26 protein-coding genes and 2 pseudogenes are annotated in these 21,352 nt (G+C 42.9%); 14 read left to right on the forward strand and 14 right to left on the reverse strand.

Annotated features, from left to right (window positions below):
* From QZ942_RS02500 to QZ942_RS02510, 3 genes and pseudogenes are all read right to left on the reverse strand, one after another.
* Positions 1-841, reverse strand: a pseudogene (locus tag QZ942_RS02500) (hypothetical protein); the annotation flags it as partial.
* Positions 838-1,110 carry a hypothetical protein gene (locus tag QZ942_RS02505; protein WP_292993068.1) on the reverse strand — a complete coding sequence of 91 codons (273 nt, stop codon included), beginning with the start codon at positions 1,108-1,110 and terminating at the stop codon, positions 838-840. The gene QZ942_RS02505 and the pseudogene QZ942_RS02500, both read right to left, overlap by 4 nt.
* Positions 1,107-1,262, reverse strand: a complete 156-nt coding sequence (locus tag QZ942_RS02510) for a hypothetical protein (RefSeq protein WP_292993069.1) — start codon at positions 1,260-1,262, stop codon at positions 1,107-1,109. Before QZ942_RS02510 ends, QZ942_RS02505 begins: the two co-directional genes overlap by 4 nt.
* A 347-nt stretch (positions 1,263-1,609) precedes the next feature.
* Here QZ942_RS02510 and QZ942_RS02515 point away from each other — a divergent pair, with 347 nt between their 5' ends.
* Positions 1,610-1,816, forward strand: coding sequence for a hypothetical protein (locus tag QZ942_RS02515; RefSeq protein ID WP_292993070.1), 207 nt, complete (start codon positions 1,610-1,612; stop codon positions 1,814-1,816).
* Positions 1,817-2,250: 434 nt separating this feature from the next.
* Here the strand turns inward: QZ942_RS02515 and QZ942_RS02520 are convergent, their stop codons facing one another.
* The 11 genes from QZ942_RS02520 to QZ942_RS02570 all read right to left on the reverse strand — a co-directional run bounded on the left by QZ942_RS02520 (position 2,251) and on the right by QZ942_RS02570 (position 10,361).
* Complete coding sequence (locus QZ942_RS02520) at positions 2,251-2,919, reverse strand: IS1595 family transposase (protein ID WP_292993071.1); 669 nt, start codon at positions 2,917-2,919, stop codon at positions 2,251-2,253.
* Between the two features lie 26 nt (positions 2,920-2,945).
* Entirely contained in the window at positions 2,946-3,140 is a 195-nt protein-coding gene (locus QZ942_RS02525) for a hypothetical protein (protein WP_292993072.1), read from the reverse strand.
* Positions 3,141-3,163: 23 nt separating this feature from the next.
* Positions 3,164-3,583 (reverse strand): hypothetical protein, encoded by a 420-nt coding sequence (locus tag QZ942_RS02530; RefSeq protein ID WP_292993073.1) that lies wholly within the window; start codon positions 3,581-3,583, stop codon positions 3,164-3,166.
* Between the two features lies 1 nt (position 3,584).
* Positions 3,585-3,746: a hypothetical protein gene (locus QZ942_RS02535; protein ID WP_292993074.1), complete on the reverse strand. Its 162-nt coding sequence runs from the start codon at positions 3,744-3,746 to the stop codon at positions 3,585-3,587.
* 40 nt (positions 3,747-3,786) lie between these two features.
* Entirely contained in the window at positions 3,787-5,067 is a 1,281-nt protein-coding gene (locus tag QZ942_RS02540; RefSeq protein WP_292993075.1) for a hypothetical protein, read from the reverse strand.
* Positions 5,068-5,083: 16 nt separating this feature from the next.
* Positions 5,084-5,797 (reverse strand): hypothetical protein, encoded by a 714-nt coding sequence (locus QZ942_RS02545; protein ID WP_292993076.1) that lies wholly within the window; start codon positions 5,795-5,797, stop codon positions 5,084-5,086.
* A gap of 61 nt (positions 5,798-5,858) precedes the next feature.
* Positions 5,859-7,865, reverse strand: a complete 2,007-nt coding sequence (locus QZ942_RS02550) for a hypothetical protein (protein ID WP_292993077.1) — start codon at positions 7,863-7,865, stop codon at positions 5,859-5,861.
* A 161-nt stretch (positions 7,866-8,026) separates the two neighbouring features.
* Positions 8,027-8,551, reverse strand: coding sequence for a hypothetical protein (locus QZ942_RS02555; RefSeq protein WP_292993078.1), 525 nt, complete (start codon positions 8,549-8,551; stop codon positions 8,027-8,029).
* Between the two features lie 2 nt (positions 8,552-8,553).
* Positions 8,554-8,868, reverse strand: coding sequence for a hypothetical protein (locus QZ942_RS02560; protein ID WP_292993079.1), 315 nt, complete (start codon positions 8,866-8,868; stop codon positions 8,554-8,556).
* Between the two features lie 464 nt (positions 8,869-9,332).
* Positions 9,333-9,899, reverse strand: coding sequence for an ATPase, T2SS/T4P/T4SS family (locus tag QZ942_RS02565; RefSeq protein WP_292993080.1), 567 nt, complete (start codon positions 9,897-9,899; stop codon positions 9,333-9,335).
* Positions 9,900-9,989: 90 nt separating this feature from the next.
* The gene (locus QZ942_RS02570) at positions 9,990-10,361 is read right to left on the reverse strand and encodes a helix-turn-helix domain-containing protein (RefSeq protein ID WP_292993081.1); all 372 of its coding nucleotides are present in this window, start codon (positions 10,359-10,361) and stop codon (positions 9,990-9,992) included.
* 439 nt (positions 10,362-10,800) lie between these two features.
* Here QZ942_RS02570 and QZ942_RS02575 point away from each other — a divergent pair, with 439 nt between their 5' ends.
* From QZ942_RS02575 to QZ942_RS02635, 13 genes and pseudogenes are all read left to right on the forward strand, one after another.
* Positions 10,801-11,856: a ParB/RepB/Spo0J family partition protein gene (locus QZ942_RS02575; protein ID WP_292993082.1), complete on the forward strand. Its 1,056-nt coding sequence runs from the start codon at positions 10,801-10,803 to the stop codon at positions 11,854-11,856.
* 39 nt (positions 11,857-11,895) lie between these two features.
* The gene (locus QZ942_RS02580; RefSeq protein WP_292993083.1) at positions 11,896-12,267 is read left to right on the forward strand and encodes a KfrB domain-containing protein; all 372 of its coding nucleotides are present in this window, start codon (positions 11,896-11,898) and stop codon (positions 12,265-12,267) included.
* 182 nt (positions 12,268-12,449) lie between these two features.
* Entirely contained in the window at positions 12,450-13,499 is a 1,050-nt protein-coding gene (locus QZ942_RS02585; protein WP_292993084.1) for a Fic family protein, read from the forward strand.
* Positions 13,500-13,799: 300 nt separating this feature from the next.
* Complete coding sequence (locus tag QZ942_RS02590; protein WP_110382533.1) at positions 13,800-14,054, forward strand: type II toxin-antitoxin system ParD family antitoxin; 255 nt, start codon at positions 13,800-13,802, stop codon at positions 14,052-14,054.
* Positions 14,038-14,337 carry a type II toxin-antitoxin system RelE/ParE family toxin gene (locus QZ942_RS02595; protein WP_292993085.1) on the forward strand — a complete coding sequence of 100 codons (300 nt, stop codon included), beginning with the start codon at positions 14,038-14,040 and terminating at the stop codon, positions 14,335-14,337. The genes QZ942_RS02590 and QZ942_RS02595 overlap by 17 nt, the downstream gene beginning before the upstream one ends.
* Before the next feature lie 609 nt (positions 14,338-14,946).
* Positions 14,947-15,609, forward strand: coding sequence for a response regulator transcription factor (locus tag QZ942_RS02600; RefSeq protein ID WP_292993086.1), 663 nt, complete (start codon positions 14,947-14,949; stop codon positions 15,607-15,609).
* A gap of 284 nt (positions 15,610-15,893) precedes the next feature.
* The gene (locus tag QZ942_RS02605) at positions 15,894-16,160 is read left to right on the forward strand and encodes a PilZ domain-containing protein (protein ID WP_292993087.1); all 267 of its coding nucleotides are present in this window, start codon (positions 15,894-15,896) and stop codon (positions 16,158-16,160) included.
* A 257-nt stretch (positions 16,161-16,417) separates the two neighbouring features.
* Entirely contained in the window at positions 16,418-17,032 is a 615-nt protein-coding gene (locus QZ942_RS02610; RefSeq protein ID WP_292993088.1) for an FxDxF family PEP-CTERM protein, read from the forward strand.
* 310 nt (positions 17,033-17,342) lie between these two features.
* Positions 17,343-18,542, forward strand: coding sequence for an ABC transporter permease (locus QZ942_RS02615; RefSeq protein ID WP_292993089.1), 1,200 nt, complete (start codon positions 17,343-17,345; stop codon positions 18,540-18,542).
* A gap of 233 nt (positions 18,543-18,775) precedes the next feature.
* A complete protein-coding gene (locus tag QZ942_RS02620; RefSeq protein ID WP_292993090.1) occupies positions 18,776-19,315 on the forward strand; it encodes a glutathione peroxidase in 540 nt (179 codons plus the stop codon).
* Between the two features lie 93 nt (positions 19,316-19,408).
* On the forward strand, positions 19,409-19,975 hold the full coding sequence (locus QZ942_RS02625; RefSeq protein WP_292993091.1) for a hypothetical protein: 567 nt from the start codon (positions 19,409-19,411) through the stop codon (positions 19,973-19,975).
* Between the two features lie 182 nt (positions 19,976-20,157).
* Positions 20,158-20,934 (forward strand): PEP-CTERM sorting domain-containing protein, encoded by a 777-nt coding sequence (locus tag QZ942_RS02630; RefSeq protein ID WP_292993092.1) that lies wholly within the window; start codon positions 20,158-20,160, stop codon positions 20,932-20,934.
* A gap of 257 nt (positions 20,935-21,191) precedes the next feature.
* Positions 21,192-21,352 (forward strand): annotated as a pseudogene (locus QZ942_RS02635) (IS5/IS1182 family transposase); the annotation flags it as partial.

Genomic DNA, 21,352 nt, shown 5'->3' on the forward strand with positions numbered 1-21,352 from the left:
GGTTAAAATCACGCCAAACTTGCACATGGGCAAATTCCACATCATTTTGATCAAACACATGGTCGCCATTGGAATCCAGCTCAGACAATGCTTCAAAACCATTAGTAGCGAGCGCGCCATTGGATTTCATGGTATCAACACCAAACAACTCTCGGCCTGAGTCGATCGTGCCATTGTCATTACGATCCAGCACCAGAAAACCATCATCGCTTTTAACCCAGCCGGTACCGGTTTTAATACCATCGGCATTGTGATCGAACACGACTACCGTACCACCAATACCGATGGTTTCGATACCGTCATTGTCCAAATCGAGTACTAAGGGATCGGTGCGCGGCGGGGTCCAGCTTTTGAATTGCAGATAGAGATTGTTGATTGCAGTGGGTGAGTTTGTCAGATCATAAAATTTAGATCCGATCGTATACCCCAATTGATTGAGTATAGGCATACCCATACCAAGAATACTAAAAATTGCAGCCGCAATTTTGGTAGTCCCAGTTGGCTCTGGAATTGTTGCCAGTGTCGATGCAATTGCTGTCGATAAGGCTGCAACATCCTTCCAAGTATAAGTACCATCCGCTGCTTCTTGCCCAACTGCACCGGCAGCAAAAGCTTGAGCGACTTTAGCTAATGGCATGGCAATAGGTAAATTATTAGTAGCCGCAGGTATCAGAGAAATTAATGTAGTTACTGCCGACATCGTGGTCAATGTGACTTTTGGAGCACCACCGACAGTCAAGTCATTCATCGCATTAAATACAGAACCTGTTTCTTCAATTTTTGATACAACTGTTCCTGCTATTTCTGTGATTTCCTGATTTGTTAGCATTCTTTGGGTCATTGTAGGTTTCCTATTTGTTGTTGAATCTTATCCGCTTCTTGCTGAAGAAATTTAATGAACATGTCAATAACAAAAATTACAGCAGCTGCAGAAGAAATATTGGAAAGTATCCGCGCCCATTTACTATCTTCCACTCTGTTACCAATTTTTTTAGGAAAGATTCCATCCATACTGAGTATGATTCCGTCTTTCATGAAAAAGAATTTATCAATGTATGCAACCAAAAAAGCAAATATAAATAAAAGATAATTCCATGGATAATCAATCATAAAAAACCTCCATTGCTATGCTTCTCCCAAATTTTCTGATAAAAATGCCATTCTTCTTGAGTAGAATTCCATCCTTCATAGAAAAATTTATTTATGTACGCGATAAAAATGATTGCAATAAAAAGTGCATCTGAAAGCCATGAACCAAACATGTATGGGTTCTCCTTTTAAAAATTCTAATCCCGATCGTATCCAATGCATAAATGCCACCACCATCTTCATAAAAATTATTGGTAACATTGATCACTTTTCCTGTATCTTTTATCACTCTCAGTAGGAAAGATCAGGCATTGTATCTAGGTATAAAATTCCAGCAATAGGATATTTGTCATATTTTCAATAAGATATTGACAATATAACCTATTAATATTGGCGTATGGATTGATAGAACCAAAATAATATAAACTGCGAAATCAATTTTTGTAGCTGTTTAGTCCCCCAGTATCCTGGAGTAATGTACAACCAGATACGGAGGGGTGATTTATGGGGCAGATACTGCATGGAAGCGCCCGCACGACAGAGGCAATTAGCTGTCGACATCACCAACGAACCAACAGTTTTCAAGAAAATTAGGCTCACTCCTTATAGCACTGACGGTGTTGCAAACACCGCCTCTGATACCCATCAGAATCATGCCGATCAGGAGCTGCTAGTGCTCAGCTGCCATGCGCTGGCGTCAGCTTCCTGGAAAGTGCCACAGCATTAAGTGCTTTCAACAAGCTAAGCTGTTTCAACGTAAAAACACAGTCACCAGGGCGCAATTCGATTTTGTCTTCAATGGATGTAAAGCAAGATAGTCGCGTACGCTAGCATCGGTGAAACTGATCCTGAGAAAAACTGATCAATCATCCTTGCAGCATTTGCCCACAAGATCGTCATAAGCCTTCATCCGATCGATATAGACTGTCACAGTCGCCTGAAACACACCCTGAATCAATCCACCGACAAACGCTGGAAATCCATGGCTACAGCGAGACCATCGCTTGCATCGGCTCTGAATTGCTACAGCTTATTTCTTTCTTCGGCAGTGCCTCAAATTCGGGGCTTTGTTGTAGCAGCATCTCGACGATTCGATAAACGAGTGAATCAGTTTTCGCTCATGTGCGGCATAAAAATAATTAGGCTCTAGACTATCAGAGGTTAATAATATCTAACGAGTTGCCATAGTTCACTAGCAAGTTCATCAGGTTGTTTTTTCCAGCGCCATTCAGATTCTTTCAAATGCAGCTCAAAGTTAACTGATACGCCGTTAAACTTTGCCAATCGTTGCTTGGTAAAACTCCAAAACGATTCAATACCGTTAATGTGGCAATGCCCATCACGGGCAAATTCATTGTCACCATGCGATACTCGAAAATGCTTGGAGTATCCCACATCTACCAAACCATTATAGCCACGCCAGCCATCACTATAAATGACACTTTCAATCGACACTTTACCCAGTATTACCGCTTGTAAGGTCAAGCGTTTACAGTCCGGTACTATTTCGGTGTATACCCTGCCATCTCGCTCAAACACTCCGAACACAGGTTGTTTTAATGTACCGCGACCGCGTTTGAGTTTGCCGTGATAACCACGATGCCGTTTCGCACCAAAATAGCTTTCATCAACTTCCACTCTGCCTAACAACTTGTCTTTAAGGGCAGTCTGATGGCGGCAAATTACTTGCCTGAATATGCCATACCAGCGATTAATCGTGTTACGATTTTTACCCAATAGCAGTGCTGTTTTGCTGGCTGGTATATCAATGCAAAAGCATTGAATTATTTTTTTAGCAGAATAATCACTTAATTTGCTATTTCTTAACATCTTTCTAGACTAACAGATTGTTTCTGCTAGTCTAGAGCCTCATATAGCCCTTGAGTAGTTGTAATCTTGCCAGTACCCATACCATTACCTCCACTTAGTTTAGTTTCCGGCCAACCACTCGCAGCGTATTGCGCACCAGCCGAATTTGTATACAAAATAAACTGGTGATAAACATTCAAACCAGGAGAAAGTTCGCGATAAACAACTTCAATTTTTTCCATTTAGAGACCTATGATATTTGAAATTAAAGGATAAAATCATGACTATGAAATAATACAGCCGCTATTATGTTGACCCGTCCATTTTGGAAGCCTATTTGAATCGATACCAAATATGATGGAATAATGTATATATTTTTAAATTGATAACTTGCAAAAATATATTCTTTGTCACACTGTTCACATTTTAATAATCGAGGAACTATATCGCTTCTAATAATATTGAAACCATAGGATTCAAGCTGACGAATAGCTTGTTCTTTCTCGATGCCCAATGGTATATACTTCTCTGCCAACGCATCAAACCTAACTTCATCTAGAAATCTAACGGGGGCCTCTAATTGTGCGATTTCCCTCACTAGCGGACTTTGTCTGAGATAATCAATAGGAAAAGAAAGAGCGGTTAGAACAATCAATATGCTCAACAAGACTTTGATGATTTTCATGTCAATTACTCCAATAATTGACACTTCCCCCTTCAAAAACCAGGTTAAATTTTTCAGGATCACCCTCAGGTCCTCCTCCATCCGTACATTCCAGAAAAATATCAAATTTATAATCAATCACTTGACATTCACCGTTCGCTAATTTCTCATTCACAAATCCCATCGTTATTTCTTCGGTTGTTGGAAGGGTTAAATTTTCTTAATCAAGCTGCAGCAGCGAGCTTTTCCGAGTGGTGATCCCGCACCCAGCCGGAGCCTTTGTTATCCGGTAAATTAAGCGCTTGTTCCGTAAGCGGGATGGTATCCACGAATTCCCGATAGAACGGATTGTTAGCCAGATCCAAATTGTCGGTTTGGCCGGTGCCATCCACTGTCAGATGCGCCGCAGAAGCGTTTTGCACATTACCATTGCCCAGATTAACGTTCTGAGTGGTGGCATTTAAATTAAAACTGACGATTCCCAATTCCGGCAAGGAGAACAGCTCATTCGCGGTGGAAATTCCATTCTGGTTAAAATCACGCCAAACTTGCACATGGGCAAATTCCGCATCATTTTGATCAAATACCTGGTCACCATTGGAATCCAGCTCAGACAATGCCTCAAATCCATTAGTAGCGAGCGCACCATTGGATTTCATGGTATCGACACCAAATAACTCGCGACCTGAATCGATCGTGCCATTGTCATTACGATCCAGCACCAGAAAACCATCATCGCTTTTAACCCAGCCGGTTCCGGTTCTAATGCCATCGGCATTGTGATCGAACATTACCACTGTGCCACCGATACCGATGGTTTCGATGCCGTCATTGTCCAGGTCAAGTACTAATGGATCGGTGCGCGGCGGGAGCCAGCTTTTGAATTGAAGGAAAAGGGTGTTGAGTAAAGGAAAAGAACCTTCTAAACCCACAGGTGATAGCGCATGCAGGGTTAAAGACAGGGTCGTGATCAACCGTGCTATTGCCTGTTCTGTCGGTATGTCATTGAATACCGATGAAGATACAACCCGCGATTGCTCGATGCCAAGCCAAAAATGCCAATCCAGTTTGTTGAGTACTGGAACTTGCCCGATTACCCGCGTTATGACGCCATCAATGGCTATTTGAGGAGATAACCCATTTTTAACAACAACAGCATCCCTGTAACTTTCTTCAATTTGCCGTGTGTTGGGCCAGGTGGAATTTCCGTTGTTCAAGTTCTCTGAGATTATATTTAGGTAATTATTAAGATGTATTTTTGCAACTTCAGCAAATTTAGTTTCATACGCTTCTTTTCCAGCGACTTGATACCAATGCATGCGAACAAATGTATTCATTTCATGACCTGCCGTGCCGGCACTTGGCACTCCGGTAACCGCCGCTGCATTGTCAGCGTAGCGATCCCCCCGAAAAGATAGTACTTGCCACGCTTCGCCCGTGCGTCCTTGATTATTCAGGTCTCTCATTACTTGTATATCCGTTTGTGTCAGATCATGGTTCAGCATGGTTTACAACACTCCTTTAGTTATTTTCAAATGATGCAAATAGTTCTTGAACAAGGCTTTCAATCCTGAGAAATTCAGCTCTGTACTGCTTTGAAAAAGCCACGTACAACTCTAAGTTTTTATAACTTGAATACATCTGACACGATGGAAAATAATCTTCGGCGGCTTCTTTTTTATCGCAGCGCATAAAGAAAACCCCTTCTTGATAAAAATATCTGTCAACATCTCCTGCACTATCTTCAAATTTAACAACATCATTACTTCCAAAACCTTCTGGAACAATGCCACCACCTGGATCTTTTTGATACGAAAGATAACTACGACCATACTTTTTACCATCTAGTGGTGATGGTCCGTTGTCTACGCCGATGCTGATTGTGAGTTTATTGCCGTATCCTGGTTTGTCATTCGAACGATCCACCGGCTTCATGTCGGGATAGGTGGCGTAAACAAAAAAATAATCACCACCTCGATAAGCTTTCTTGAACTTCGTATTTGATACACCGAATTGCTTTGCTGAAGACTCTTTCATGATCATAAGATCGTACAAATAATCCACCGGCACTTTGAAGCGGTGTTTATTTTCTTGTCCTACTATCACGATTACCGAATCGTCCGGCAGTTCGTGGCGTTCAACGTGATCATCCAGGATAAACGTGTTGACCAGCCAAATGATCGTGACGATAAAAACAAACCAGAGCACAAAATATTGTTTGAGGTGATTCAGCAAGATCCTCTCCTGTGTTGAGGGGTTAATTGTCAGCATTAATCGATACACTGTACCGACTACTTCATTGCTTCTGTATTGCTGTACTTTGTATGACCATCTGTTTGATCATTGCACCCTTCCAAAGGGTGCCGTCGTTGAACTCGATCGCATCCAATGCATAAATGCCATCACCACGCAAAACATCATCACCATCACCACCCGTCAACCAGTCACGACCGCCTCCGCCATAAAGAACATCGTTGCTAGCTAATCCACTGATATTGGTATTGTTTGCACTGCTAAATACGATGTCATCGGGAGAAGCGCCGCGTTCAATGATACTCACGCCCAAATCTTGCAGGATGCTCTGCGTTTGTGTGCCTGCAGCGTTCTGATCAATCCAGCTGCGGAGCATATCCAGGCCAGTCCAGCTATTTTCCTGCAATACAGTACCTGCGTATTTATTCAATTCGATCAGATCGGCTAATGCAGCAGCAGGATTTGCGATCTTTTGATTGTCAAGTACCGTATTGAGCACGGAGAAATTCACAAACACTTGCCCGGATTCATTCGCATCCAACACCACTTCGTTTAAATACGGCGCAAGTCGCGTCTGCAACACCAAGCTGCCATAAACGGATTCTTTTAGCGTCTCATAGCTTTGCTGCATAAACTCAATTTGCTGAGTGGAGAGCGATACAAAAACTCTTTCTGAATTTGCGACATCTGGAATCGAGCTTACTATTGTCTGAGATTCATTCCCCAGCGTTACCCGATCCGTGCCGACTGTTACCAACGGGGTTCCGTTAAAGCGCTCTAGCACGCTGATCATACCCACCAGTTCTTGCTGGTTCTGTTGTAATGTTTCGTAGGCTGCACGCGTGGTAGGATTCAACGCATCTAAAACAGCAGTGTTCGTCGTATTCCAATAACCCATGTGCGTATCGTGTTCCGACCAGGATTGATTGGGTTTTAAATAAATTAAGAAATAACCTTGATCGGCTGCTTGTTCGACACTGTTCTTCATCGTCGAGGTGTTTGCCCAAGCCATCATCAAGTCATCCAGTAGCGCTTTTTGGTCTACATAATTCGATTGACCGACGTAACTCGTTAAAACATTGGCAACCGCAGGGGATAAGCTAACCACTTCGCGCAAATCCCGTACCCATCCTGATCCTTTGTTATCCGGCAAATTAAGCGCTTGTTCCGTAAGCGGGATGGTATCCACGAATTCCCGATAGAACGGATTGTTAGCCAGATCCAGATTACCGGTTTGCCCGGCACCATCCACCGTCAGATGCGCTGCAGCAGCGGTTTGTACATTACCATTGCCCAGATTGACGTTCTGAGTGGTGGCATTTAAATTAAAACTGACGATCCCGAGTTCCGACAAGGAAAATAGTTCATTTGCAGTGGAAATTCCATTCTGATTAAAATCACGCCAAACCTGTACATGCGCAAATTCCGCATCATTTTGATCAAATACCTGGTCACCATTGGAATCCAGCTCAGACAATGCCTCAAATCCATTAGTAGCGAGCGCACCATTGGATTTCATGGTATCGACACCAAATAACTCGCGACCTGAATCGATCGTGCCATTGTCATTACGATCCAGCACCAGAAAACCATCATCGCTTTTAACCCAGCCGGTTCCGGTTCTAATGCCATCGGCATTGTGATCGAACATTACCACTGTGCCACCGATACCGATGGTTTCAATCCCATCATTATCCAAGTCGAGTACTAAGGGATCGGTGCGCGGTGGGGTCCAGCTTTTGAATTGCAGGAAGAGATTGTTGATTGCACTTAATAGTGTATTGACGCCACGATATTCTGCGTATAACTCAGAGGATTTTCGTGTATCTGTAATCGGCTCAGTAATCAGTTCGCCATTTTGGAGAGCGTCATATACTTTTTGTGCGATCGCCGTTCTTGAAGGCTCAGCACTGCCAATATCCCGTCCTTTGGAGTTATTCCATAAATCCATGTTTCGCTCACCAGCAGGTTGCCCTCCAAATAATTCTCCCCTGACTTCGTGCGCGGTTCCTGCCACATGTGCAACAATCTTATTATAATCACGCGTCATTACCGCACTGACATAGGCATGTCGATAAGCATCCAGAGCATCATTAACGCCTTGAGGCTTAAAAGTTCCATCCGTATTTTTATCAAGCGTTATTCAACTGATTCTTTCATAAGACGCATAAGCCTCTTGCTCATATTGCTTAAATACTGTATTGAGTGTGCTCATTTTTGCAATTCTCCTAATACTATAAAGTTGGGATTATTCGCTTCTGATTCTTTAAATTTATAGAAATACGCTCGGGGCTTCTCAACACATTTACTAGGCTTAAAATGTTGGTGACTGAATATTTTCATTCGGTCGGTAGTAAATTTCGTATTTTTTACATCTATTTCGTTTGATCTCTTAAAAGAATTAACAATTACTTCCCCTTCTCGCTCAAACATTAAATGCCAATACCCTTCTTTATATGCTAAGTCTAAATCTATAGCTTTACTTTCGATTCTTTCTATACGTTTGTCCCCATCTTGTTCTATGGTGGCTAAGCTCCCTGGGTAAGCCGTTACAACACAAACCAAACTCCAATCTTGTTTGGAAATATCACTTAATTTCACTAAGCTCTCAAGTTTCATATTTCTGATATGACTTATGTCGATAATTGATTCCCTATCAGAATTTATTCCGCACCCATTCAAAGAAAATGTTACGCACAGAAAAAAACCTATTTTTGATCCTAGTGGTGTTTTCATTATCATTGCAAAATTCCTTGCTGAATTTTTACAAAACTTTGACTTACCAAAATAAGGGACAAGCTAGCCGCTTCGCGCAAATCCCGCACCCATCCTGAGCCTTTGTTATCCGGTAAATTAAGCGCTTGTTCCGTAAGCGGGATGGTATCCACGAATTCCCGATAGAACGGATTGTTAGCCAGATCCAAATTGCCGGTTTGGCCGGTGCCATCCACCGTCAAATGCGCCGCAGCAGCGGTTTGCACATTACCATTACCCAAATTGACGTTCTGAGTAGTGGCATTTAAATTGAAGCTGATGACTCCTAACTCCGACAAGGAAAACAGTTCATTTGTAGTAGAAATTCCATTCTGACTCAGTGAGAAAGGTCAGCCATTATAACTAGGCTTAAAATCCACTCAATAGGATATTTGCCCTACTTTCAATATGATATTGACAATTAGACTTATTAAAAATGGCGTGTGAATTGATAGAACCAAAATAATATAATCTGCGGAATCACATTTTCTAGTTTGAATTTTGTTAGGTAGAGGAAACTACAGAAAAACGATCATGAGCCTCCATTTTTGAGATATTTGGCGATCACGCTAACAATCTAGGAGGTTTGGATGACAGTGAATACCTCATACAGCTTCGCAGTATTATAGAGTCGGTCATTAAACAGTTCGATTTTTCATAGCAAATAAGTCCGGAATACGGAGATTCTAATAAATCTTTTTAATGGCCGGATCAATAGGTTGCAGTTACTTGGATCGTACTTACGATTAAAGGTGTTTCCTACTCAAATTAACTGCAACTGAATCGTCGTAATACTTACACTGCGAACCATTTCATTGATGATGGCGTTAATCAAAGTGGTTTTTCCTGATCCGGTGCCACCAATGACTAGAATGTTGCGGTGATTGCGCACAGCCTCTTTGATGACATCAGAGTGTCTGGGCGTCAACACCCCGGCTTCCACATATTGCTCAAGCGTAAAGATTTTGATGGCTTTTTTGCGGATGGCAAATGTGGGGGATGAAACAATGGGAGGTAGTTGACCGGCAAAGCGTGAATTATCGAGCGGGAATTCACCTTCGATCATCGGATTGAATCGATTGACTTCCTTACCGTGGAAACCTGCAACCGTTTTGATAACGGCTTCAACTTGGGCAGCCTGGATATTTCCGATATGTTGAATCTTCTGGCCCAGCTTCTCTTGCCAGATACGGCCATCGGCGTTGACCATGATTTCAACCGTCTCAGGATCTTGCAGTGCGGATAGTATTTCCCGTGCATCGCGCTCCAGCTTGCTCTTTGCGCGATCTTTAACGGTTGTGATGTGAGGTAATTGATCTTGCGATGTCATGCGAATACTCCAACAACTTACACACGACATTACAATATAACGTAATTATATTTTTTGCAATACTTTTCTTTACTGATTGTTATTACTTTTTTATTTCTTACTTTTATTCTTTAATAAAAATGCTCTGTTCTTTTTATCCCATTGCTCAACTTGATACGCTTCAAATTCACTCAAGACACCCCCTTTCCAGACAAAACCTTTAGGCAAATGTTTTAGCTTTCGATTGGTTAATGCTTCAAGATCAGCCGTGCTCATATCCGAACTATCCAATAGCATCGGCAGTGGAGTTTCCAATGCTTCTGCGACCGCTTCTATAATTCTGAGTGATGGATTGGCTTTGTCATTGGTCAGATCGGTAAAGAAAGAGATGGAGACCCCCGCCTTTTCTGCCAATTCTGATTTAGTCATATCCTTCTCGTCAAGGATACGCAAAATATTTGTGATTAAGATTAAATTGTACATATAATAGCCCTGCCATTTTTAGGGTTTAAGCAGCTTAACTAATCAGCACCATTGTTTTGCAGGTGTATTGCTGCTATTTTAATCCAAAATAAAAACACAAATTCATTAATTCAATGGAGGGCGAAATAATAGTTTCGTTATATACTTATTCCATGGCTAATTTTTAATAATAGGCTTAAAATAGAAATCAAACTAATAATTAACTACATCTTTGATTTGTATAAGTATACTTAATATTAATAGTTACCTTAGAATGCCATGAATAGAGGAAGATAAATAACTGATGGAAAATCGAGAGAATCTGAAAACGTATGCGGTATTATTTGTCGATGACTGCATCCATAGTTTCTATCTTTCTAATCATAAAATGGTAGAATTATTTTATCCAAATAAATATTTTTGCCCAGTATAACGAACATCAGCCAAGCCCACGATTAAAATGACAGGAAGAAAAAAGGATAATAAAAAAGGGCTTGTTGCGCCTATCGGCGCGACAGAAATTGACATCACGCTGATCAGCGAAGATATTCATCAACCCAGGAAGGAGTTTAATCAGGAAACGTTACGAGAATTAACGGAGACGATTAAATTACGCGGAGTGAAATCACCGATATCGGTTCGCCCCAATCCGGATAAACCGGGAACCTATATCATTAATCATGGCGCAAGACGCTATCGTGCCAGCATCAATGCCGGGTTAACCAAGATTCCTGCATTCATTGATACTGATTACAGTGAAGCCGATCAGGTAATCGAGAATCTACAAAGAGATGATTTAACCTCCAGAGAGATTGCTGATTTTATTGGGCGACAACTGGCGGGTGGTAAAACCAAGTCTGAAATTGCCAGACTCATTGGCAAAACCAATCCTTATATCACCATGCACGCCGCATTACTTGATCTACCTGATCCACTCGCAGAAGTGTATCGAACAGGCCGTTGCACGGATGTCACAGCACTCTATGATTTAACGAGACTGTATAAAGCCAATAAGGATGAAGTAATCACTTGGCTGGCACTCAGTACACAAGAAGAAATATCACGATTGGATGTATACCAATTCAGTAAATTCTTAAAGCTTAAAAAAACGCCCCCATCTAATTCTGCGGATGATCATGTATCCAGTACTGGGGACAGATCCAATGCCACTCCTGGTAGTAACAGCGATCAAAAACAAGGTACCTCGCCTTCATTGCTGGACTCTATTTACAATCTGATTAAAAAAGACAAACGCAAGCCACAGGATTTAATGCGCGATCTGTCTAACGATAATAAAGAGTTACTAAAAACCAAGATTAGTGATTATTTTGAGCAAGGCAGAAATTGCCCCAATATCGTTCAGTTCACCATCAAAGCACTGCAAGATGGCAGCTTCTCAGCCAAGGGGAGCGGCGCACTGCAATTGATTGCCTTTTTGCACGGCATGGAAAGATCAGAGTCTTTCGATCTCATCAAAATCCTGGATGAGATCGCCGGACAACAGGAAGCGGGATAATTTGGTCTTGCTAGCACTCCTACTTATAACTAATTTGAAATGACAACACCACCAAAGCTACGAATGATTGTAATGAATGGACAAAAGATTCTACAAACTCAAAATAATAATGAATGGGAAACGATTGGCACTATCAAGAAGGTTGACGATGGTATCAAGCCGGGTGTCTACAATATTTATTTAGCTAAAACTCCGAGTGATAAAAAACAATATGAAGGACAAATTATTCATGTTGATAAAGACAATGCTGTTTTTTATCAGCAGGTCAATAAGGATTATATTGTGCATCAATTAAATGCTGTTGATGGCAAACCTGTTGCTGGGAAAGATGTAGCCATTACGTATGATGGGGAGAAAGCTACGTTAACGCTAATAGATGCGCCTAAGAATAAAAGAACGTTGAAAATTTGATTGGTAAATTCAAACAATATCAATAACCATACCTGCTGGAAATAATTGATAACAAATTTTAACAATAGTTAAAATGGGGGACTAATAAAAAGTATTTTGTACGAAATATTAGATGGCGTATCCGGCATAATCCGGCAACTATTCCGATGGACATTCCAGCATAATCGGGTATATATTCAGGTATGATGAAAACCGAAACTATCCAAATCACGCATGAATTGCTGGCCTTACTATCTGAAATAGACGAATTTAAGGGTGCCTGGCGTGCCCTTGGCACTTTGGCACCGGATCGGTTGAAAGCCTTGCGCCGCATCGCCACGATTGAAAGCATCGGCTCTTCAACGCGCATTGAGGGTAATAAGCTCAGTGACCGCGAGGTTGAGCACCTGCTTGGCAAGCTGGAAATCAAGAAATTCGAGACACGCGACGAGCAGGAAGTTGCTGGCTATGCAGAGGCCATGGAAACGATTTTCCAAGCTTGGCAGGATATTCCCATCACCGAGAACCATATCAAACAGCTTCACCGCGATCTTCTGCGCTACAGTGAGAAGGATGAGCGGCACAGGGGCGGATATAAAACCCTGCGCAATGATGTGGGCGCTTTTGACGCAGACGGAAAAATGATTGGTATCGTGTTCGAGACGGCTACGCCGTTCGATACGCCGCGCCGGATGACAGAACTTGTCACCTGGTTGCGCGATGCCCGCGAGCTAAAGCGCATTCACCCCTTGCTGATGATTGCCGTGTTCGTTGTAGTGTTCCTGGAAATCCATCCCTTCCAGGACGGAAATGGCCGCCTGAGCCGTGTTCTCACGACCTTGCTCTTATTGCAGGCCGGATATGCTTATGTGCCGTATTCGTCGCTCGAAAGCGTGATTGAGAACAGCAAGGAAGGGCATTATCTCGCCTTGCGTCAGACCCAAGGCACAATTCGTAGTGAAGCCCCGAATTGGCAACCTTGGCTTATGTTTTTCATGCGTGCTTTGCAGCAGCAAAAGCGCCGCCTGGCCACGAAAGTGGAGCGCGAAAAGAATGCCCTGGCCGTCCTGCCCGAATTGGCCGTCAAAATCCTAGATTATGTTCAGGGCCATGGCCGCGTCACAACCCGCGACATGGTGCGCGAAACAGGCGCAAGCCCGAACACATTGAAAGCAACTTTTGGTTCACTGGTGGAAAAAGGCCTACTTGTCCGGCATGGCGGTGGCCGATCCACATGGTATAGCCAGCCATGACAGATAGCGGAGTGAAAGCCGGTATGTTTGGCACAGAAAGAAGGTTTAAATTTATTCCATAAGTTATAGAGATATACTCATTTACGAAAGAATTCTACGGTCACCGGTACTCTTACTTCAGTTGTTTGATCGACTGTTTATACCAATTTGCAGCAAAATTAACTAAGAGGATCCAGGTTTAACTTAAGTTAGCAATATTATGTTCCAAAAATAGACAAGGTTTCTCATCTTTTCATGGAAGCAAGAACATGCTATTTTACTGCAATAGTATGATCATTTCACATACCTTTGGAGGATAAAATGGGAACAACCCGTAAAACCATCACTGTCACCGACCAGCAAGACAAGTGGATTAAGGCTCAGATTGAGGGCGGTGACTTCACCAATGACAGTGAATATATCCGAGATCTGATTCGGCGCGATCAAGCTCGCAATTCTGAAATCGATACCATTCGTAGCGAGTTAATCAAAGGCGAACAGAGTGGTGAACCACAGCCATTTGACGGAGATTTGTTTAAAGAAGGAATGACCGCCAAACATGTCAAAGTCAGCTGAATATCGGTTAACACCCGAAGCTGCACGCGATATGGAAACCATTTGGCTTTACACACTCAAAGAGTGGAGATTGGAACAGGCAAATCGTTACACAGACAAGTTGACAGAAGCGTTTGGTCAATTGGCGGAGAATCCGGAAATGGCAACACCCTGCGATCGTATCCGTATAGGGTATCGCCGTAGTCAAGTTGGGCGACATGCTATATATTTCCGGCAAACAAATTACGGAATTGTGGTAGTGCGTGTACTGCATGATCGAATGTTATCTACGCTGCATTTGTAGAGTTACAATTATTAATAATAAAACGTGACAAAAATGACGATTGTCGGCGAGTGTTGACGAGCACTGACGAGCCTAATATTAATAAAAACAGTTAGTTAAAACACCTTTTAATCCGTTGGTCGCGAGTTCGAATCTCGCACGGCCTACCAAATAAATAAAGGGGTTAGTTAAATGCTAATCCCTTTTTCTTTTCTGAAAAATGTAATCGTTTTGCAACCAGTCTAAATGCAAAACCTCTATCTGAGATTGCAGCGCAACACAATGTCAATGCCAGACTGTTAATCAGCAGCTCACACTGAGCTATAGGGTTATTCACAAATAATACCTTTGTATCAATGGCTTGTCTTTTTTTAACTCAATGCGCCTTCAACGCGGCTTTGGTGACAATCTCGTCCAGTATTTCATATTGTCTCTTAATTCAGGCAGCCATCTATCCCAATTGGTTTGACGACATACAGATGAACCTCAATTTTCAAATTTCCTAGCCGTAAACACAAGCTACTGAACGGAATGCATGTGCTTTCTGTATTTGCCATGTAAGCACATTCATAACGAAAAGGTTATGAATCTATTTTTACAACTATCAGACTGAGAACGAAAAAAACTATAGTGACCGCCGAAGAAACGCAGCAATCTGCCCGCATCTTGTTGATCGATTCGCATCCCATCACGTTACTGGGATTGAACGCCCTGTTGGAAGCTAGCAGCGACTTCGAGGTTGTCGATAAATTGAGTTCAGCGAGCGGCATTACGGAAATATTGAAACAGAAACGACCCGATTTGGTGCTGATGGATCTTCATTTGCCGAAAACAAACGGGATAAATTTGATTCGTGAAGTAAATGCCGCAACAGAGAATTCGGCAAAAATTATCATTCTGACTTCTGCATTAAGTCAAGCAGAAACCTGCGATCTTATAAGAACCGGCGTAAAAGGCATTCTATTGAAAGAGATGGCTACAGCGCTCATCATGCAATGTTTGCGGCGCGTACAGTCTGGTGGCGAATGGATAGAGCGCAATTCGATGAAACATGCATTTGAGCAGATGTTGCGGCGTGAATCGGAGCACCAGTCGATTGCGGCTCAGCTATCACCTAGCGAAATGAACTTGGCTACTTTGATCGCATCAGGTCACAACAACAAATCGGCTGCGCGCCAACTGCTAATTACCGAAGGTTCTGCGCGAGTTTACCTTAATCGCATCTATACCAAGCTACAAGTCCCAAATCGCCTGCAACTGGCAATCCTTTTCAAAGAAAAAGGGCTCGTCTAAAAACATTCCTTCCCGAATTTCTGGCTATCTTGCATTTCAAGCAATCTGCTTGATGCTGCGTGGTCACTACTTCTGTAGTTTTTCTGAAGAAAATCAAAATCCTAATATTAGTGATATGTCGCATGGTGTGGTGGCAGATCTTACAGCACGAAAATTAACATTTGTTAACACAAGAGTTAATTAATGTTAACTGCAAAAGTTATCATAAAGTAACTGTGCAGGCGCTGCTATCTTGAATAAGATGTGTATCAAGAACTTATTCTTATTGAACCGGAACCTCAATCGTGAACGAACAACGCACTAATGAACGATTTAATTTATGTTGTCTAGTAACTTTTAGAGAAGGACGAGGTTTATCTAGAGACATTAGTACAACCGGAATTTATTTTTCGACAAAGAAGGTTCTCAAAGAAAGTGAAATGATTCAACTCACCATACACCTGAATCAGGAACCTAATGTTCAATGCGAAGGAAAAGTGGTGAGAACAGAACAACAAACAGATGATTATGGTGTGGCAGTTCAATTCACTGATCTGTTTATTGGTGTGTAACCAATTATTTTTAAAAATGGTATTTCACAAACCTGATTTCTGAATGGTTAGGTACAAGCAGTAGAAGAGCGGATATTTTTATTTTTTTTAGGAAAAGGGGTTAGAAATGAAAGCAATGAAGAAATTAGGCCACATGGTAGCACTGGCTGGTTTAAGTCCAGTAGGCTGCACACTATGCAGCAAAAGAAATCGTTAGTTTAAATTGGGCTTTGAATATTTAGAATTAATTTATGTCTCTACTTTAATAGGTGATTGTGATGAATAGATTTAGTAAATATGTGTTTGGTGCGTTGCTTGCGACTCCGATGTTAGCTTCTGCTGCAGTCGATCTTGTAACGAATGGCAGTTTTGAAGCTGATCCTCAATCGAACGGAAGCTGGAACATATACAGCTCGCTTACCGGGTGGAATGGCAGCCCGAATATTGAGCTGCGTAATAACGTTGCAGGAACAGCTTTTGATGGAAGCAATTTTGTGGAATTAGACACACACTCAAACAGTTCGATGTCGCAGCTCTTAACAGGTGCTGCCGGTTTGTATGAACTTAGCTTCTGGTATTCAGCTCGTCCGAGCACAGGTGCTACCAATGATCTGTCATTTTCATTCGATGGGATTGCTAACGGAACTGTTCTGACCGGGATTGGTAATGCGGGATCCAATCACTCTTGGCAACATTTCTCACAAATAGTAAATTTCGATGGAAATGGTTTGCTAACCTTTAGCGCCGTGGGTATCAGCGACAGCTATGGCGGTTCACTCGACATGGTTTCATTCACCTCTGCAGTTCCAGAACCAGAAACCTACGCAATGCTACTGGCTGGTCTAGGCTTGCTGGGTTTCATGGCACGTCGCAGAAAAGAATCAGCAGTTTAATTTAGATTTAATCCAGGACGGGGGCTTAGGCTCCCGTTTTTTGTTTCTTGGATTGCAATAGAGCCCCGAACTGTTAATCCATTGGTCGCGCGTTCGAATCTCGCACGGCCTACCAAATAAATCAAGGGGTTAGTTAAAAACCAACCCCTTTTTTCTTTTTGAACGTGACAAAAACGTGACAAGTTAACCACGCTTCCCCCACGTTCTCGATTCTAGCCGCTGCAACTCATACGCTCAGCAGGCACATTACTATCTTGGTACACTGCTTTGTATTGGAAATACGGATTTTTAATGCCCCTTTAAACCAGAGATGAACACCCTCGACACTTTCCAATTTGCCTTCCGCTCATTAACGGCGCATCGTTTACGCACGATTTTATCCGCATCTGGTATTGCCATCGGCATAGCAGCGGTGATTCTGCTAACCGCGATTGGCGATGGTGTTCAGCGTTTCGTGCTGGCGGAATTCACCCAGTTTGGCACCAATATCGTCACGATTACCCCGGGGAAAATCAATACCCATGGCGGCTCCTTAGGCGCTATCGGCAGCGCGCGGTTATTGACGATAGAAGACGGCATGGCGCTGAAACAAAGCCGCTATGCGGAATATACCAATGCCAGCGTGATCGGCAATGCGGAAATCCGCGCACAGGGTCGAAGTCGACGGGTAACCGCGTATGGCCAGGGACCTGATTTCGCCCGGGCATTCAATATGCAAATCGCTATTGGGCAATTCTTACCGGATGATGATCCGCGCAATCCGCGCGCGTATGCGGTGCTGGGTTCCAAAGTGCGCACGGAACTGTTCGGTGATGCCAACCCGCTCGGCGCTTTGCTGCAAGTCGGTGGATCACGCTTTCGCGTTATCGGCGTGATGGCGTCCAAAGGGAATGTGCTCGGTTTTGATCTGGACGACACGGTTTTTGTGCCCACAGCCCGTGCATTGGAAGTATTCAACCGGCAAGGAGTCATGGAAATCAATTTTTCCTACCACTCGGATGCACCGGTGCAAGCGGTAGTCGATGATATTAAGCATATCCTGGTGGCACGGCATGGCCGCGAAGATTTCACCGTTAAGCCGCAACAACAAATGCTCAACACGTTATCTACGGTTCTGAATGTATTAAAGTTCGCCGTCGCCGCGCTAGGTGGCATCTCCCTGCTGGTTGGTGCAGTGGGCATGGTCACGCTGATGCATATTGCAGTTTCCGAGCGCGTATCGGAAATCGGCCTGCTTACCGCATTAGGCGCGACACGTGCGCGCATCCGCATGTTGTTTCTGCTGGAATCAATCGCGCTATCCACTGTCGGCGGTCTGGCAGGATTGATCATCGGAACGGGTATCGCGGGGTTGCTCAAATTTTTGATTAGCGGTTTGCCAGTGAATATTCCGTGGGATTTTGTGTTCGGCGCGCTGTGCTTATCCATGCTGATCGGCCTTGCCGCCGGCGTGATACCGGCCATGCGCGCGGCAAAATTGAATCCGGTGGATGCTTTGCGTACGGATTAGAGAAAATGATTACGGCTTTTGATTCATTGATCGATTAAGAAAACCTGAATAATCTACATTTATCATTTCTAACATAGCAAGGAATCCTTGGTAATCAACAATATAGATCTCTCGTTCTACTCGAAATGACGGTCTTTAAAAGCTTCTTAATACATAACGAAGATAAGTGGGATAAAATAAACACAAACACATTCTTCTTTGACGCACCAACCCATCGATTGAGGAAACAACTTATGCGTATTTTTCTCGCTTTGATCATGACCTTCCTGATTAGTCCGGTTTTGGCCTGCAACAGTACCCTACTGGATCATAATTTTCGCAAACTGGCGGCACCGGAAACAGTGAATTTATGTGAAACCTACTCCGGTAAAGTGCTGCTAATCGTCAATACCGCAAGTAAATGCGGTTACACGCCGCAGTATGAAGGATTGGAAAAGCTGCATACCCAGTATGAGAAACAAGGTCTTGTCGTTCTGGGTTTCCCATCCAATGACTTTATGGGCCAGGAACCGGGAACTGAAACGGAAATCCAGGAATTCTGTCACCTGACCTATGGCGTCAACTTCCCGATGTTTGAAAAAATAACGGTGATCAAAGGAAATGCGCACCCTTTCTATGTGCAATTGGCCAAATTGTCGGGGACCTACCCAACATGGAATTTCCAAAAATACCTAATCGGCCGCGACGGCAAGCTGATCGCGCACTTCAGTCCGCACACAAAACCGTCTGACCCAACGGTTGTGTCAGCCATCGAACAAGCTTTGAAAAAATAAAATAATAAATTACCTATTGATGAGAAAGATAATTCCTGCAATCAAAGCAAGTTATCTTGGTCGTTCCGGTTATAAAAGGAGGTAATACAAGAAATGAGCCTATTATCAATCCTAGCATTCTCGTTGATTTTCGGACTAATGGCAGGCGCCAGTGTCGACAAGTCGCATATTCTCCCGGTAGCCCTGATTTCAGCGGTAATTCTCTATATATCGAGAGACAAAATCGCAGCTAGAGAGCCGCCAGCAATCTCGCATGACGACGGACGACAAAACACCAGCACAGCAAGCAGCTATTACGCCTGGCCGGAACTGGGACAATTTGCTTTCGCAGTTGACGGTAAATCCTTTCAGGAAGCGATCAATCAATTGCTACAAGAAAATGCAATAACCTTTGATGAAGATTCAACCCTCAAAACCCACATTCTGACAGCGTATTTGATACCGGATAACGACAATCCCCACGACAGCAACACCGTCCGGGTGGATATTAATAGCCGGACAGTCGGGTACTTCAATCGCGAGCAAGCCTTAGGCTTCCGGCATAGATTAGATGAAAAAGCACTAGCAAATCAGATCACTACATGCTATGCGATCATTACGAGAAACAGCGAAGCAAACGAAAAAAATGGTGTAAAACTGGATATCGAGCCGTTTGAGTAAAAAAACCAGAACTGAGAAACCAAGCAATAAAGATTAAGTTATCAAGCTTCTAATTCAACAATCAGCGCTAACCAAAAATAAGGATTTTGCTTATATAAAAATAGTGCCAGGCACCCTATAATTAAAAGCGATATATATCATTCTTATATATCTAATTTTTAATTTAAATTAGGAGAGCTGAAATGAAATCTTCAAACAATCACATCACACTTACCCGCAATATTTTTTCATCACTGGTTTTATGTTTGAGTTTGTCAGCACCAGCAATTGCAGAAATATTACTGGCAGATGACTTTTCCGGCACTTCACTCGCTCCTAACTGGACAATTCAAAGGGGATACGCAGATGTTGCAGGTGGTTATGTTGATACATATGGCTCCACAACAGGCAGAGATTCAAATATCGAAACTGCCGTAGGCAATACCGATTGGTCCGACTATCATCTGTCCACCCATTTTATTGCGGATGGTGGCGGCAACAACTGGTATAACACCATCGTAAATTTTAGAGTGCAGGACCACAACGGGGATTGGATTGTGCCAGGGCATTACTATAGTATTTTGCTTACAACTCCTTTGTGGGGTTCTCATGAAGGAGCAGGATGGGGGTTATATAAAGTCGATGGCGATTCGGCCTTCGCTCTAGCTGGCGATACTATAGATCCATCGGTGGTACCAATTAACAACAGGGATAATGTGTTAGATATCTGGGCTGTTGGTAATCAGTTCTGGATTTCCATCAATGGTTATTCGCTCACCAGCAGCCCAGTTGTTGACAACAGCCCTAACCCCTATCTTTATGGCGGCATTGGTCTTGGTGCGATATGGGAGTCACATACCCGATATGATTATGTGACTGTCGGAACCATGGCTCCTGTTCCAGAACCAACGACATACCTGTTACTGTTAGCTGGTTTGGGAATAATAATTCTCCGTTCACGTTATTCTTTTTGGAATTGATTTTTAATTCTGCTTAAGGGCTGATAATTCAAATACCACCGGTAAACCGGTGGTATTTGAATTAAAATGATCAGTACAAAATAATTGCCTCTTAAGCTACTTTAAACAGCAATATCAACATCCACCCCGGAAAAACCCATACCGCAGAGTGACATTTCAGTTTTTTTGCTAAGGAAACACTGATTTATTCGATCACATCGACTTTGGTCATAAAGGTTTGATAAAATGCATCGTATTGATAAATATGGAATAGAGCGATGCAATCAAGCTTTTCTGATCTGGAATATGCAACAAAGAAGAAACAAACACGACGGGATCGTTTTTTGTCCGAAATCGAAGGGGTAACGCCTTGGCCCTCTCTGCTGAATGTCATTGCCCCGCACTATCCGGTAAGCGGTAAACGAGGCCATCCACCGAT

The sequence above is a fragment of the Nitrosomonas sp. genome, from assembly GCF_021731985.1.
In the GTDB taxonomy this organism is placed as follows: Bacteria; Pseudomonadota; Gammaproteobacteria; order Burkholderiales; family Nitrosomonadaceae; genus Nitrosomonas.